The organism is Klebsiella terrigena, assembly GCF_006539725.1.
GTDB classification, from domain to species: domain Bacteria; phylum Pseudomonadota; class Gammaproteobacteria; order Enterobacterales; family Enterobacteriaceae; genus Klebsiella; species Klebsiella terrigena.
This window is the reverse complement of the sequence record NZ_BJNO01000040.1, coordinates 1-14407: the sequence shown is the minus strand read 5'-3', so window position 1 is coordinate 14407 and position 14407 is coordinate 1. Positions and strand designations below refer to the sequence as shown.

The 14407-nt window shown below is 57.2% G+C and carries 14 protein-coding genes; 8 read left to right on the top strand and 6 right to left on the bottom strand.

What is annotated here, in order from left to right; translation table 11 throughout:
• Positions 1–88 precede the first annotated feature (88 nt).
• Together fnr and uspE are read left to right on the top strand one after the other, a co-directional pair.
• Entirely contained in the window at positions 89–841 is a 753-nt protein-coding gene (fnr, locus tag RTE01_RS25455) for a fumarate/nitrate reduction transcriptional regulator Fnr (protein WP_002903394.1), read from the top strand.
• A 136-nt stretch (positions 842–977) separates the two neighbouring features.
• Positions 978–1928, top strand: coding sequence for a universal stress protein UspE (gene uspE, locus RTE01_RS25450; protein ID WP_041145793.1), 951 nt, complete (start codon positions 978–980; stop codon positions 1926–1928).
• A 135-nt stretch (positions 1929–2063) separates the two neighbouring features.
• Here uspE and RTE01_RS25445 read toward each other — a convergent pair whose 3' ends face one another.
• From RTE01_RS25445 to pntA, 3 genes are all read right to left on the bottom strand, one after another.
• Complete coding sequence (locus RTE01_RS25445) at positions 2064–2252, bottom strand: YdiH family protein (protein ID WP_041145794.1); 189 nt, start codon at positions 2250–2252, stop codon at positions 2064–2066.
• Between the two features lie 162 nt (positions 2253–2414).
• A complete protein-coding gene (gene pntB / locus RTE01_RS25440) occupies positions 2415–3803 on the bottom strand; it encodes a Re/Si-specific NAD(P)(+) transhydrogenase subunit beta (RefSeq protein ID WP_134526299.1) in 1389 nt (462 codons plus the stop codon).
• A 10-nt stretch (positions 3804–3813) separates the two neighbouring features.
• Positions 3814–5343, bottom strand: coding sequence for a Re/Si-specific NAD(P)(+) transhydrogenase subunit alpha (gene pntA / locus RTE01_RS25435; RefSeq protein ID WP_041145796.1), 1530 nt, complete (start codon positions 5341–5343; stop codon positions 3814–3816).
• A 521-nt stretch (positions 5344–5864) separates the two neighbouring features.
• On the opposite strand from pntA, the gene ydgH reads away from it, so the two are divergent.
• The 3 genes from ydgH to folM all read left to right on the top strand — a co-directional run bounded on the left by ydgH (position 5865) and on the right by folM (position 9138).
• The gene (gene ydgH / locus RTE01_RS25425) at positions 5865–6815 is read left to right on the top strand and encodes a DUF1471 family protein YdgH (RefSeq protein ID WP_041145797.1); all 951 of its coding nucleotides are present in this window, start codon (positions 5865–5867) and stop codon (positions 6813–6815) included.
• A 178-nt stretch (positions 6816–6993) separates the two neighbouring features.
• Positions 6994–8376, top strand: coding sequence for an amino acid permease (locus RTE01_RS25415; RefSeq protein WP_134526302.1), 1383 nt, complete (start codon positions 6994–6996; stop codon positions 8374–8376).
• A 36-nt stretch (positions 8377–8412) separates the two neighbouring features.
• Positions 8413–9138 carry a dihydromonapterin reductase gene (folM, locus tag RTE01_RS25410; RefSeq protein WP_134526305.1) on the top strand — a complete coding sequence of 242 codons (726 nt, stop codon included), beginning with the start codon at positions 8413–8415 and terminating at the stop codon, positions 9136–9138.
• Here the strand turns inward: folM and RTE01_RS25405 are convergent.
• Positions 9135–9470 carry a GlpM family protein gene (locus tag RTE01_RS25405; protein WP_115192572.1) on the bottom strand — a complete coding sequence of 112 codons (336 nt, stop codon included), beginning with the start codon at positions 9468–9470 and terminating at the stop codon, positions 9135–9137. The two genes, folM and RTE01_RS25405, sit on opposite strands and share 4 nt — an antisense overlap.
• A gap of 134 nt (positions 9471–9604) precedes the next feature.
• Here RTE01_RS25405 and rstA point away from each other — a divergent pair, with 134 nt between their 5' ends.
• The 3 genes from rstA (at position 9605) to tus (ending at position 12644) form a co-directional block, all read left to right on the top strand.
• Positions 9605–10321, top strand: a complete 717-nt coding sequence (gene rstA / locus RTE01_RS25400; RefSeq protein ID WP_041145801.1) for a two-component system response regulator RstA — start codon at positions 9605–9607, stop codon at positions 10319–10321.
• A 15-nt stretch (positions 10322–10336) separates the two neighbouring features.
• On the top strand, positions 10337–11638 hold the full coding sequence (gene rstB, locus RTE01_RS25395; protein WP_041145802.1) for a two-component system sensor histidine kinase RstB: 1302 nt from the start codon (positions 10337–10339) through the stop codon (positions 11636–11638).
• Positions 11639–11711: 73 nt separating this feature from the next.
• Positions 11712–12644 carry a DNA replication terminus site-binding protein gene (gene tus, locus RTE01_RS25390; protein ID WP_115192570.1) on the top strand — a complete coding sequence of 311 codons (933 nt, stop codon included), beginning with the start codon at positions 11712–11714 and terminating at the stop codon, positions 12642–12644.
• Here tus and fumC read toward each other — a convergent pair.
• Together fumC and RTE01_RS25380 are read right to left on the bottom strand one after the other, a co-directional pair.
• Positions 12634–14034 carry a class II fumarate hydratase gene (gene fumC / locus RTE01_RS25385; protein ID WP_141335466.1) on the bottom strand — a complete coding sequence of 467 codons (1401 nt, stop codon included), beginning with the start codon at positions 14032–14034 and terminating at the stop codon, positions 12634–12636. The two genes, tus and fumC, sit on opposite strands and share 11 nt — an antisense overlap.
• Positions 14035–14238: 204 nt before the next feature.
• The coding region (locus RTE01_RS25380) for a fumarate hydratase C-terminal domain-containing protein (RefSeq protein WP_174824632.1) at positions 14239–14407 on the bottom strand (169 nt) is incomplete at its 5' end.

The window sequence follows — 14407 nt, the reverse complement described above, 5'->3', positions numbered from 1 at the left end:
ATATTACGTGTTTCATCGGTTCGAGGCTTACCTGCTCACCAAAAAGATGTTAAAATTGACCAATATCAATTAAGGCTTGAGCAGACTTATGATCCCGGAAAAGAGAATTATACGACGCATTCAGTCTGGCGGTTGTGCAATCCATTGTCAGGATTGCAGCATCAGCCAGCTTTGCATCCCTTTTACTCTGAACGAGCACGAGCTTGATCAGCTTGATAATATCATCGAGCGAAAAAAGCCTATCCAGAAAGGACAGACCCTGTTCAAAGCCGGCGATGAGCTGAAGTCGCTGTACGCCATTCGTTCAGGCACCATCAAAAGCTACACCATTACCGAACAGGGCGACGAGCAGATTACCGGCTTCCACCTGGCGGGTGATTTGGTTGGTTTTGACGCGATCGGCACCGGTCTCCACCCGAGCTTTGCTCAGGCGCTGGAAACCTCAATGGTCTGCGAAATTCCCTTCGAAACCCTGGACGACCTCTCAGGCAAAATGCCAAATCTGCGTCAGCAGATGATGCGCCTGATGAGCGGCGAGATCAAAGGCGATCAGGATATGATCCTGCTGCTTTCCAAAAAGAACGCCGAGGAGCGCCTGGCGGCCTTTATCTACAATCTTTCTCGTCGTTTTGCCCAGCGCGGCTTCTCGCCTCGTGAGTTCCGTCTGACCATGACCCGCGGCGATATCGGGAACTATCTCGGCCTGACCGTAGAAACTATCAGCCGCCTGCTGGGTCGTTTCCAGAAAAGCGGCATGCTGGCGGTTAAAGGTAAATACATCACCATCGAAAACAGCGACCTCCTCGCTCAGCTGGCTGGTCAGGCGCGCAACGTCGCCTGATAGCCCGATCCCTTCGCCAGATCGCTAATTTTTTTCTTATTTGTTGATCTGGCCAGGGTCATCCCCTGTTTCAATTCATCTATATAGGTTATCTTTTTAATTACAGACTGCAGTTACAGTTGTAAGGAGACCCTGTATGGCGAAGTATCAGAACATGCTGGTAGTAATCGATCCTAACCAGGACGACCAGCCCGCACTGCGGCGCGCGGTATACCTACACCAACGGATTGGTGGCCGCATTAAAGCCTTTTTGCCGATCTATGATTTCTCATATGAGATGACGACCCTGCTGTCGCCAGACGAGCGAACGGCTATGCGCCAGGGCGTGATCAGCCAACGCAGCGCCTGGATCAAAGAGCAGGCCCGGTTCTATATCGAGTCCGGGATCCCGATTGACATCAAGGTGGTATGGCACAACCGCCCCTTCGAAGCCATCATTCAGGAAATCCTCAGCGACAAGCATGATTTAGTGCTGAAAATGGCGCACCAGCACGACAGGCTGGAAGCGGTCATCTTCACCCCTACCGACTGGCATCTTCTGCGTAAATGCCCGTGCCCGGTGTGGATGGTTAAAGACCAGCCGTGGCCAGAGGGCGGCAGAGCGCTGGTGGCGGTCAACCTTGCCAGCGAAGAAAACTACCACGACTCCCTGAATGAGAAACTGGTCAAAGAGACGCTTGAGCTGGCAGAACAGGTTAACCACACCGAGGTCCACCTGGTGGGCGCTTATCCGGTTACGCCTATCAATATCGCCATTGAGCTGCCTGATTTCGATCCCAGCATCTACAACGACGCCATTCGCGGCCAGCACCTGCTGGCGATGAAAACGCTGCGACAAAAGTTTGCGATTGACGAGAGCCGCACCCACGTCGAAAAGGGTCTGCCGGAAGAGGTGATCCCCGATCTGTCGGAGCATCTGCAGGCAGGGATTGTCGTCCTGGGCACCATCGGGCGTACCGGGCTGTCGGCGGCCTTCCTCGGCAACACCGCCGAGCAGGTGATCGACCATCTGCGCTGCGATCTGCTGGTGCTGAAACCAGATCAGTACAAAACGCCGGTTGAACTGGACGACGAAGACGACGACTGATCTCTGGTCGCCAACCGTCGTCGCCAACTCCCCCGCCACCGCGGGGGATTTTTTTGCCCGCCGCCTCTCACAGAGCGTAAAAAAGGGCCTTCCGGCCCCCTTCATCAGCGATGCAATCAGCTGAAGCGATACTTTTTAATGGATACCTAAGCGCCAGGCGTGGTCGATCTCTTCTTTCAGTTCAATGGAGGAGAGCGACATTAAATCGGCAAATTCCAGCTCGAGAAGTTTAAATTTTTTCAGGTACTGCGCGGGGGTTAAAGCGGTAGGGTCACGACGCAGAAATTCGATGGCCATTTGCGCGGGGGTTAATTCGGTATCCATAATATCCTCAGTGTGTTGAAAAAACGTCCCTATTATAGCACCCCGTAGCGATTAATTTGTGAGCAATAAGTGGGCTGGCGCGCTATATAAAAAAGCCGTCTCAACGGAGACGGCTTCAGAAGCAAACGTTTTATAGCGACTTTCGTCCGCGCTCTTCAGGCCTTACAGCGCTTTCAGAATCGCATCCACGCTGGCTTTAGCATCGCCAAACAGCATGTGAGTGTTCTCCTTGAAGAACAGCGGGTTCTGCACGCCGGCGTAGCCGGTGTTCATCGACCGTTTGAAGACCACCACGTTCTGCGCTTTCCAGACTTCCAGCACCGGCATACCGGCGATAGGGCTTTTCGGATCGTCCTGCGCGGCCGGGTTAACGGTATCGTTGGCGCCGATAACCAGCACGGTGTCGGTGTCGGTGAAGTCATCGTTGATTTCATCCATTTCCAGCACCACGTCGTACGGAACCTTGGCTTCCGCCAGCAGCACGTTCATATGCCCAGGCAGACGACCGGCAACCGGGTGAATACCAAAGCGCACCTTGATACCGCGAGCGCGCAGACGCTCGGTGATTTCCGCAACCGGATACTGAGCCTGGGCTACCGCCATCCCGTAGCCCGGGGTAATGATCACCGAGTGCGAGTTTTTCAGCATTTCAGCGGTATCTTCTGCGCTAATTTCACGGTGCTCGCCCACTTCATCATCGCTGCCGGACGAGGAACCATCGGCACCAAATCCGCCGGCAATGACGCTGAAGAAGGAGCGGTTCATGGCCTTACACATGATGTAGGACAGAATCGCACCGGAAGAACCAACCAGCGCACCGGTGACGATCAGCAGATCGTTGCTCAGCATAAAGCCCGCCGCCGCCGCCGCCCAGCCTGAGTAGGAGTTCAGCATCGATACCACGACCGGCATGTCCGCCCCGCCGATGGAGGCCACCAGGTGCCAGCCAAACGCCAGAGCGATAACGGTCATCACCAGCAGCGCCAGAACCTGCGTCGCGGTGCTATCGGTGCGAACAAAGGCCACCAGCAGCCCAAAAGAGACGACCAGCGCCGCGAGGTTCAGCTTATGACGGTTCGGCAGCATCAGCGGCTTGGAGGACATCTTGCCGCACAGCTTGCCGAAGGCCACGATGGAGCCGGTAAAGGTCACCGCACCGATGAAGATGCCGAGGAACACTTCGGTCAGATGAATATTGACCAGAATCGGCTCCATGCCGGTTTCATGCTGCAGGTAGCTGTTAAAGCCCACCAGCACCGCCGCAAGGCCGACGAAGCTGTGCAGCACCGCCACCAGCTCCGGCATTTCGGTCATTTCGACTTTCTTCGCCAGACGGATACCGATGGCGCCACCGATAACCATCGCCAGCAGGATCCACGCGACGTTGCTGCTGTCCGGCCCCAGAATGGTGGCGATCAGCGCGATCGCCATCCCGGCAACGCCGAAGTAGTTGCCCTGCTGAGACGACTCGTGTTTTGACAGCCCTGCGAGACTAAAAATAAAGAGGATCGCGGCAACAATGTATGCAGCTGTAACTAATCCACCAGACATTTGTTACCCCTTATCCTTTGCGGAACATTTTCAGCATGCGCTGAGTGACGGTGAAACCACCAAAAATATTAATGCTGGCGATCAGCACCGCGATAAAGCTCAGCACGCTGACCCAGCCGCCGTGGCCTATCTGCAGCAGCGCCCCGACAACGATAATCCCCGAGATGGCGTTTGTGACCGACATCAGCGGCGTATGCAGCGCGTGCGACACGTTCCACACCACGTAGTAGCCGACCACGCAGGAGAGCGCAAAGACGGTAAAGTGGCCGAGGAACTCCTTCGGCGCCACGTTAGCCAGCCAGCCAAACAGGATAATCGCCAGCGCCATCAGCGCGTATTTGCGCCACGGCGAAACCGGTTTTTTCGGTTCAACAGGCGCTTCAACCTTCTTCGCGGCGGCCTGCGGCTGGGCGGAGACCTGAATCGGCGGCGCCGGCCAGGTCACTTCCCCGTCTCGAACAACCGTTACGCCACGTACCACAACGTCGTCGAAATCGATGGCAATGTTGCCGTCCTTCTCTTTGCACAGCAGCTTGATCAGATTGACCAGGTTGGTGCCGTAGAGCTGGGATGACTGGGTCGGCAGGCGGCCAGGCAGATCGGTATAGCCGATGATTCTCACCCCGTTGGCGGTGGTCACCACTTCGCCAGGCACGGTGTATTCACAGTTGCCGCCGTTCTGCGAGGCCAGATCGACCACCACGCTGCCGGAAGTCATCGAGTCAACCATTTCGCGGGTAATCAGCTTCGGCGCCGGTTTGCCGGGGATCAGAGCCGTGGTGACGATGATATCGACCTCTTTTGCCTGGGCGGCAAACAGCGCCATTTCGGCTTTAATAAAGGCTTCGGACATCACTTTGGCATAGCCGTCGCCGCTGCCCGCCTCCTCTTTAAAGTCCAGCTCAAGGAACTCGGCGCCCATGCTCTGCACCTGCTCTTTGACCTCAGGACGGGTGTCGAACGCACGAACGATCGCCCCCAGGCTGTTGGCGGCGCCAATCGCGGCCAGGCCGGCAACGCCGGCGCCGATCACCATCACCTTGGCTGGCGGAACCTTGCCCGCGGCGGTGATCTGCCCGGTGAAGAAGCGGCCAAATTCGTGCGCGGCCTCGACGATGGCGCGATAGCCAGCAATATTGGCCATCGAGCTTAAGGCATCCAGCGACTGGGCGCGCGAAATACGCGGCACCGAATCCATCGCCATCACGGTGACATTGCGGGCAGAGAGTTTTGCCAGCAGTTCCGGGTTCTGCGCCGGCCAGATAAAGCTCACCAGCGTGGTGCCTGGATTCAGTAAAGCAATTTCATTCTCGTCAGGCGCATTCACCTTGAGAATAACAGGTGACTGCCAAACTTCGGCGCCGTCCACAACCTCAGCGCCTGCCTGAGCAAACGCCTCGTCATCGAAACTTGCCAGCTGGCCCGCGCCGCTTTCAACTGCGACGGTAAAACCCAGCTTGAGCAGCTGCTCCACCGTTTTCGGCGTGGCCGCTACGCGGGTTTCATTGGCTAACCGTTCTTTTGGTACCCCGATACGCATAGTTTTCCCTTTCATCGGTTTTTGATGATGGTTTTCTCTTCTGACAGCCGACGATCCGCCGGCAAAACGCGCCGGTTCAGATATTCGACTGAAAAAAATGAAACAGTAACAAACTTTTTATAACCTACTGAAAATACCGATTGTGATCTACTGCGATAAAACAGAATTTTTGATTTTATTGGTAAAACGCGCGACAAACTGCGTCAGGCAGCAATATTTACCTTAAATTTATAAGCGAGCCTGATAATTCGCTTAGCTTAAGCCGTAATACGCAATTAATCGCCTGCCAGAACATCGCATTAACATTACATTAACTTATTAAAGCGATATCGATTATCGATTTTGCTGGTCAAGAGGCTGTTTTTTCAACATATCGGAAAATGTTATATTATTGTGACGCGCGTTTCGGGCGGTTAGCAAAAATTGACGCAGACAGTCACTCCTTTTAAATGCAATAATCGAGCGTTTTCAGTCAACAACAATACCTGTACATGGTTTGCGCAAGGCAAAGGACTATTTTTATGAATCTTAAGAACTCACTCCTGGCGTCTGCTCTCCTGGCTACGACCGCGCTGTCTGCCCATGCAGCGACCGAGCTGACTCCGGAGCAGGCGGCGGCGCTGAAGCCCTACGATCGCGTGGTCATCACCGGCCGTTTTACTGCGATTGGCGATGCGGTTAAGGCGGTCTCCCGCAAGGCCGACAAAGACGGCGCAGCCTCCTTTTATGTTGTCGACACCTCAGACTATGGCAACAGCGGTAACTGGCGCGTAACGGCAGATCTTTATAAAGACAACGCTCAGCAGGCCGATGCCCCAAAAAATCGCATGATTAATGGGATCATGGAGCTGCCGAAAGACCAGGCCGTTGAGCTGGAACCGTTTGACACCGTGACCGTGCAGGGCTTCTATCGCAGCCAGCCTGAAGTCAACGATGCCATCACCAAAGCGGCGAAAGCAAAAGGCGCGGCCTCTTTCTTCATCGTTCGTCAGGTGGATGCTAACCAGGGTGGCAACCAGCGCATCACCGCTTATGTTTATAAAGCCGATGCCAAAAAACGCGTTCTGCAAAGTCCGGACGCGATTCCTGCCGATTCTCAAGCCGGGCGCGCAGCGCTGGCTGAAGGCGGCGCCGCGGCTAAAAACGTGGAAATCCCCGGCGTGGCAACCACCGCAGCCGTCGGCTCCGGTACCGGCGTAGGCCGCTTCTTCGAAACGCAGTCCTCTAAAGGCGGGCGTTACACTGTCACGCTCCCTGACGGCACACAGATTGAAGAAGTGAACAAGATTACCGCGGCGCAGATGGCCCCGTTCGATAGCATTAAGTTCACCGGTAACTACGGCAATATGACCGAAGTTTCTTACCAGGTGGCCAAACGTGCGGCGAAGAAAGGCGCGAAGTATTACCACATCACCCGCCAGTGGCAGGAACGCGGTGGTAACATGACCATCAGCGCTGACCTGTATAAATAACGACACCTCAGTTGAACAAAAAGGCGGCGCTTTGCCGCCTTTTTGCTTTTTTTCATCCGCCGCCATTGCATGCGCACAAGACACTCCGTAAAATCCCGCGCCTTAGCGTAATCGTCCATTTTATGCGATTTAGCCAAATAAATATTCTTTACTTCACGGTTGTCACTTCGGGATTGCAATGGAAAAGAGACTGGGCCTTAGCGCCCTGACCGCCCTGGTTCTCAGCTCAATGCTGGGCGCAGGCGTATTCAGTTTGCCGCAAAATATGGCCGCCGTGGCCAGCCCGTCCGCCCTGCTGATCGGCTGGGCCATTACCGGCGTGGGCATTTTATTCCTCGCCTTCGCCATGCTCCTGCTGACCCGCATTCGCGCCGATCTCGACGGCGGTATTTTTACCTATGCGCGCGAAGGATTTGGCGAACTGGTGGGCTTCTGCTCCGCCTGGGGATACTGGCTGTGCGCGGTCATCGCCAACGTCTCCTACCTGGTTATCGTCTTTGCGGCGCTGAGCTTCTTCACCGACGCGCCAGGTTCGATCATTTTTGGCAACGGCAATACCTGGCAGGCAATCGTCGGGGCATCGGTTCTGCTGTGGGTGGTCCATTTTTTAGTCCTGCGCGGCGTGCAAACGGCGGCGGGCATCAACCTGGTCGCCACCCTGGCGAAGCTTATTCCGCTCGGCGCCTTTATCGTTCTCGCGGCGATGGCCTTCCGTTTAGAGACCTTCACGCTTGATTTCAGCGGCCTGGCGCTCGGCGTGCCGGTGTGGGAGCAGGTGAAGAATACGATGCTGATCACCCTGTGGGTGTTTATCGGCGTAGAGGGCGCTGTGGTGGTATCAGCGCGCGCGCGAAATAAGCGCGACGTTGGCCGCGCGACGCTGCTGGCCGTACTTTCGGCGCTGGTGGTCTATCTTCTGGTCACGCTGCTCTCGCTGGGGGTTGTCGCCCGTCCGGAGCTGGCGGAAATGCGTAATCCGTCGATGGCCGGGCTGATGGTCAGAATGATGGGCTCCTGGGGCGAGGTGATCATCGCCGCCGGGCTGATCGTTTCCGTCTGCGGCGCCTATCTGAGCTGGACCATCATGGCGGCGGAAGTTCCTTATTTGGCCGCTACCCACAAAGCGTTTCCGCGTCTGTTTGCCCGGCAAAATCGCAACAATGCGCCGTCTGCTTCGCTGTGGCTAACCAATATTAGCGTCCAGGCCTCGCTGGTGCTGATTTGGCTGACCGGCTCGGATTACGGTACCCTGCTCACCATCGCCTCCGAGATGATCCTCGTTCCCTATCTGCTCGTCGGCGCCTTCCTGCTGAAAATTGCCGTCCGCCCGCTGCATAAGGCCGTGGGTATCGGGGCGTGCACTTATGGCTTATGGTTATTATATGCGTCGGGCCCTGTGCATTTACTGCTGTCGGTGATACTTTACGCTCCGGGTCTTCTGGTTTTCCTGTACGCCCGTCGTACGCACCAGCACGATCGCATGCTTAAACGCCGTGAATTAGCCTTAATTGGTTTGTTGCTGGTTGCCGCCGTACCGGCAACGTGGATGCTGGTGGGGTAAGCGGTCGCCCTGCCGCGGAACTCAAAGGAGATACCCATGGCTGAACTACAGCCTCGCCCGGTCCTGATTACAGGAGGAGGTCGCCGAATCGGCCTCGCTCTGGCACACCATTTTCTTCAGCAACAGCAGCCCGTCATCGTCAGCTATCGTACCCACTATCCGGCTATTGAAGCGCTGCGTACGGCCGGCGCCGTTTGTCTGGAGGCGGATTTTAGCACCGACGACGGGATTTTAACCTTCGCCGAAGCGGTGAAGTCCCACGCCAGCGGCGGCCTGCGCGCCGTTATCCATAACGCCAGCGGCTGGATGGCGGAAAAGCCGGGGACGCCGCTCAGCACGGTGCTTGCCAGCATGATGCAAATTCACGTCAATGCGCCCTATCTGCTCAATCACGCCCTGGAAGCGCTGCTGCGCGGCCACGGCCACGCGGGCAGCGATATTATTCATATCACTGACTACGTGGTTGAGCGCGGCAGCGATAAGCACATCGCCTACGCCGCCAGTAAAGCGGCGCTGGATAATATGACCCGCTCCTTCGCCCGCAAGCTGGCGCCGGAAATAAAGGTCAACGCCATCGCCCCTTCGCTCATTATGTTTAATGAAGGCGACGACGCCGAATATCGCCTGCAGGCGCTGGATAAATCGCTGATGAAAATTACGGCAGGCGAAACGGAAATTATCGAACTGCTCGACTATCTGTTCAGCAGCCATTTCGTCACCGGCCGCTCCTTCGCCGTCGACGGTGGCCGCCACCTGCGCTAGTGGAAACGGCTCCAGCCGAGGATCAGCAGCCAGGCACACAGGCCCCAGCACACAACGGCGCCCGCCAGCGCGTATGGCAGGCGCATCGTTGCGGTGAAGTACCAGAGCGACAGCAGGTAGATAAAATAGGGAATGATTGACCACATCCCAAACACGATGGTGGTGCGCAGGGCTTCAATCCCGCGCTCGCTGGCGACAATATAGTGAGCGATCAGGGCGAATGTCGGAAATAGCGGAATGAGCCCGGCAATATAGTAATTTTTGGTTTTGGAAAGTACGCCAATCAGTACCACCACCAGCGCCCCGAGCAGCGATTTAATCAACAGCCCCATGCCTTTTGCCTTTTGCCTTAACATTTAAACAACAAGTTACGCCAGCATAGCGGAAGAACATTTGTTTATAAAAGAGTAATGGCAGGCAATTTGCTGGCGGTGTATGTTTAACCTTTTACATATACATATAAAATATGAATAAGATCGTGTTCGTTGAGGATGATCCGGAAGTTGGCGCGCTGATCGCCGCCTATCTGGGTAAGCATGATATGGACGTGGTGGTTGAACCACGCGGCGACCGGGCGGAAGAGGTTATTGCGCGCGAAAAACCCGATCTGGTGCTATTAGACATCATGCTGCCGGGCAAGGACGGGATGACGCTTTGCCGCGACCTGCGCGGGCAGTGGCAGGGTCCCATCGTGCTGTTGACTTCCCTTGATAGCGATATGAACCATATATTGTCGCTGGAGATGGGCGCGAGTGATTATATCCTCAAAACCACCCCACCCGCCGTGCTGCTGGCGCGGCTGCGCCTGCATCTGCGCCAGCACGTTGCCGTTCCGCTCACCTCCGCGCCCACCTCGCTGACGCCGCATAAAACCATCGCCTTTGGCTCACTCTCCATCGACCCGGTGAACCGCCAGGTGCTGCTCGCCGGCGACAGCGTCGCGCTCTCTACGGCGGATTTCGAACTGCTGTGGGAGCTTGCGACCCACGCGGGACAAATTATGGATCGCGATGCGCTGCTGAAAAACCTGCGCGGCGTCACCTACGACGGGATGGACCGCAGCGTCGACGTGGCCATTTCCCGCCTGCGTAAAAAGCTTCTCGATAGCGCAACGGAACCCTACCGTATCAAAACGGTGCGCAACAAAGGCTATCTGTTTGCCCCCCACGCCTGGGACAATTAATTAACGGGTCCGGCTATGAAAAAGCTGTTTGTGCAGTTTTACCTCCTGCTGTTCGTCTGCTTTCTGGTTATGACCATGCTGGTCGGCCTGGTGTATAAATTTACCGCCGAGCGTGCGGGCCGCCAGTCGCTGGACGATCTGATGAAAAGCTCGCTATATCTGATGCGCAGCGAGCTGCGGGAAATTCCGCCGCGCGACTGGAGCAAAACGCTCAAAGAGCTGGACCTCAACCTGTCGTTCGATCTGCATATTGAACCGCTGAGCAAATTCAAGCTGGCGGAGAGCTCAATGCAGCATCTGCGCGCCGGCGACATCGTCGCCCTCGATGATGAGTACACCTTTATTCAGCGTATTCCGCGCAGCCACTACGTGCTGTCGGTGGGCCCGGTGCCCTATCTCTATTTTTTACATGAGATGCGCCTGCTGGACGTCGCGCTGATGGCCTTTATCGCCATTTCACTGGCGTTCCCGGTCTTCGTCTGGATGCGCCCGCACTGGCAGGATATGCTGCGCATCGAGACCGCCGCCCAGCGCTTCGGCGAGGGGCATTTTAGCGAGCGTATCCATTTCGATAGCATGTCCAGCTTTGAGCGGCTCGGCGTGGCCTTTAACCAGATGGCCGATAATATCAATGCCCTGATCGCCAGCAAAAAACAGCTGATCGACGGCATTGCGCACGAGCTGCGCACGCCGCTGGTTCGCCTGCGCTACCGCCTTGAGATGAGTGAAAATCTCACCGCCGCCGAATCACAGGCCCTAAACCGCGATATCGGCCAGTTGGAAGCCCTTATCGAAGAGCTGTTAACCTACGCCCGCCTTGACCGGCCGCAAAACGAGCTGAGCCTGACCACCCCCGACTTTCCGGCCTGGATTGAGGCCCACGTGGAAGATATTCAGATGGTAAACCCGCAGCGCGAGGTGACCCTTCACGAGGTGGTGGCCGGCGACTACGGCGCGCTGGATATGCGCCTGATGGAGCGCGTGCTTGATAATCTGGTCAACAACGCGCTGCGCTACAGCAGCCAGCGAATTCAGGTTAGCCTGACGCTGGCGGGGTCGCGGGCGACGCTGCAGGTCAACGACGACGGTCCGGGCATCGACCCCGCCGAGCGCGAGCGCGTGTTCGAGCCGTTTGTCCGGCTTGACCCCAGCCGCGATCGGGCCACCGGCGGCTGCGGGCTCGGGCTGGCTATCGTCCACAGCATCGCCCAGGCGATGTCCGGCGAGGTGAGCTGCCGCACCAGCCCGCTGGGGGGCGCCTGCTTCAGCTTTAGCTGGCCTATCTACCACCAGCTGCCGAATTTTACCTCTGGCTGACCCCCCTTGCGCAGGCGCTGCGGCCTGCGTATAGTTAAAAACCGATTAGTATGTTGTAACTAAGGTGGCGCAGATGGCAAATTATGACCTCGTTGAACGACTCAATGGCACCTTTCGCCAGCTTGAGCGGGAGCTGCAGGAGCTGAAGCTGGCGCTAAGCCGCTGTCGCCTGCTTGCCGCGCGGGTATTTGAGCTCCCGGCGGTGAGTAAAGACGCCGAGCACGATCCGCTTGAGACGATTCAGGTCGTGCAGCATATCGGTAAAACGGCGCTGGAGATGGCCCTCAGGCACTACGGCCATCTGTTTATCCAGCAGCAATCGGAAAGCCGCAGCAGTAAGGCCGCGGTGCGCCTTCCCGGGACTATCTGCCTGCAAACCAGCGCCGAGGAGCAGGCCGACCTGCGGCAAAAAATCGCCAGCATCAACGCGCTAAAAGCCGCCTTCGAAAAAATCATTACCGTCGATTCCGCCCTCCCCGCCGCGGCCCGCTTTGAGTGGGTGCATCGCCATCTGCCGGGATTAATCACCCTTAGCGCCTACCGCACGCTGACGCCGCTGTTCGACCCCAGCACCATCCGCTTTGGCTGGGCCAATAAGCACGTCATCAAGAATTTAACCCGCGATGAGGTGCTGATGCAGCTGGAAAAAAGCCTGCAGTCGCCGCGCGCGGTGCCGCCGTGGACGCGCGAGCAGTGGCAGAGCAAGCTGGAGAGGGAGTATCAGGATATCGCCGCCCTGCCGCAGCGGGCAAAGCTGAAGATTAAGCGGCCGGTGAAAGTCCAGCCTATCGCCCGCGTCTGGTACGCCGGCGAGCAAAAGCAGGTGCAGTACGCCTGCCCTGGGCCGCTGATTACGCTGATATCCGGCAGCCAGGGGGTTAGCGTGCCGGATATCGGTGAACTGCTGAACTACGATGCCGACAACGTGCAGTATCGCTATAAACCCCAGGCGCAGGCGCTTCGTCTGCTGATCCCACGCCTGCACCTGTGGCTGGCTAGCGAGTAGCCATGCTGCCGACCATCTCTTGCGGACGCACCCAGCTGTCGAACTCGGCTTCCGTCAGGTAGCCGAGCGCCAGCGCCGAGGCCTTCAGGGTCAGCCCCTCTTTATGCGCTTTTTTGGCAATTTCCGCCGCTTTGTCGTAGCCGATGTGGGTATTCAACGCCGTCACCAGCATCAGCGACTCGTTGAGCAGCTGGTTGATGCGCTCCCGATTGGGTTCGATCCCCACCGCGCAGTGTTCGTTGAAGCTCTCCATGCCGTCGGCCAGCAGCCGCACCGACTGCAGGAAGTTATGGATAACCATCGGGCGATAGACGTTAAGCTCAAAGTTGCCGGAAGCGCCGCCGATATTCAGCGCCACGTCGTTGCCCATCACCTGGCAGCACAGCATGGTCAGCGCTTCGCACTGCGTCGGGTTGACCTTGCCCGGCATGATCGATGAACCCGGCTCATTCTCCGGAATCGCAATTTCGCCGATACCGCAGCGCGGGCCCGAGGCCAGCCAGCGCACGTCGTTAGCAATTTTCATCAGCGACGCCGCCAGCCCCTTCAGCGCGCCGTGGGCGTGGACCAGCGCGTCGCAGGTCGCCAGCGCCTCAAACTTATTCGGCGCGGTAACGAACGGCTGGCCGCTACTCTGCGCCAGCTCTTCCGCGACCCGCACCGCGTATTCGGGATGGGTGTTCAGTCCGGTTCCCACGGCCGTACCGCCCAGCGCCAGCTCGCTCAGATGCGGCAGGCTTAGCTCAAGGTGGCGGAGGTTATGTTCGAGCATGGCGACCCAGCCGGAGAACTCCTGCCCCAGCGTCAGCGGGGTGGCGTCCTGCAGGTGCGTACGGCCGATTTTAACGATATCGCTGAACGCGGCGGATTTATCGCTGAGCGTTTTTCTCAGCACGTTAAGCTGGGGAATGAGCGTCTCGCGCAGGGCGATAATGGCCGCCACGTGCATCGCCGTCGGGAAGACGTCATTGGAGCTTTGGCTCTTGTTGACGTCATCGTTCGGATGCACCTTGCGCTCCATGCCCCGCACGCCGCCCAGCAGCTCGCTGGCCCGGTTTGCCAGAACCTCATTCATATTCATATTGCTTTGGGTGCCGGAGCCGGTTTGCCAGATAGCCAGCGGAAACTCTGCGCTATGCTTTCCCGCCAGCACTTCATCGGCGGCCTCGACGATGGCCTGCGCTTTTTCGCCGGCCAGCAGACCTAAATCCTGATTCACCTTCGCCGCCGCGCGCTTGGTTAACGCCAGAGCGTAGATAAGTTCGCCCGGCATTTTTTCCGTTGAGATACGAAAATGCTCCAGCGAACGCTGGGTTTGCGCGCCCCATAGCCTGTCGGCAGGAACATCAATCGCGCCCATAGAGTCTTTTTCACTGCGATGCGTTGTCATTACTGTCTCCTTGAATAAAAAGTAGGTAATTACGACAAAGCCCACTGGCTTAAAAGCGTTAAGTATTGGTCAGATTTATAATTTGTTTTAGTCGTTCGTGCCGCTAAGCGGCATAAATAACCGCGCCGAGGAGCACAACAGCGGCGGGTAAGCAGTGCCTGCCGGCAGATTAACCGGCAGGCACTCACCCAAAGGCGGGGACGCTTATTTCACGCAGCGCGTGCACTGCGAGGTCTGGATCTGCTGGAAGAAGTCGTTGCCTTTGTCATCCACCAGAATAAACGCCGGGAAGTCTTCCACTTCAATTTTCCAGATAGCTTCCATTCCCAGCTCCGGCCAGGCCACGCACTCGAGGCTCTTGATGCTCTGCTGC

Coding starts and splice junctions, on each gene's coding strand:
- RTE01_RS25415 (WP_134526302.1), top strand. CDS start 6,994: ATGGAAAAGAGACTGGGCCTTAGCGCCCTGACCGCCCTGGTTCTCAGC.
- tus (WP_115192570.1), top strand. CDS start 11,712: ATGGCAAATTATGACCTCGTTGAACGACTCAATGGCACCTTTCGCCAG.
- fumC (WP_141335466.1), bottom strand. CDS start 14,034: ATGACAACGCATCGCAGTGAAAAAGACTCTATGGGCGCGATTGATGTT.
- uspE (WP_041145793.1), top strand. CDS start 978: ATGGCGAAGTATCAGAACATGCTGGTAGTAATCGATCCTAACCAGGAC.
- rstB (WP_041145802.1), top strand. CDS start 10,337: ATGAAAAAGCTGTTTGTGCAGTTTTACCTCCTGCTGTTCGTCTGCTTT.
- pntB (WP_134526299.1), bottom strand. CDS start 3,803: ATGTCTGGTGGATTAGTTACAGCTGCATACATTGTTGCCGCGATCCTC.
- pntA (WP_041145796.1), bottom strand. CDS start 5,343: ATGCGTATCGGGGTACCAAAAGAACGGTTAGCCAATGAAACCCGCGTA.
- rstA (WP_041145801.1), top strand. CDS start 9,605: ATGAATAAGATCGTGTTCGTTGAGGATGATCCGGAAGTTGGCGCGCTG.
- folM (WP_134526305.1), top strand. CDS start 8,413: ATGGCTGAACTACAGCCTCGCCCGGTCCTGATTACAGGAGGAGGTCGC.
- ydgH (WP_041145797.1), top strand. CDS start 5,865: ATGAATCTTAAGAACTCACTCCTGGCGTCTGCTCTCCTGGCTACGACC.
- fnr (WP_002903394.1), top strand. CDS start 89: ATGATCCCGGAAAAGAGAATTATACGACGCATTCAGTCTGGCGGTTGT.
- RTE01_RS25445 (WP_041145794.1), bottom strand. CDS start 2,252: ATGGATACCGAATTAACCCCCGCGCAAATGGCCATCGAATTTCTGCGT.
- RTE01_RS25405 (WP_115192572.1), bottom strand. CDS start 9,470: ATGGGGCTGTTGATTAAATCGCTGCTCGGGGCGCTGGTGGTGGTACTG.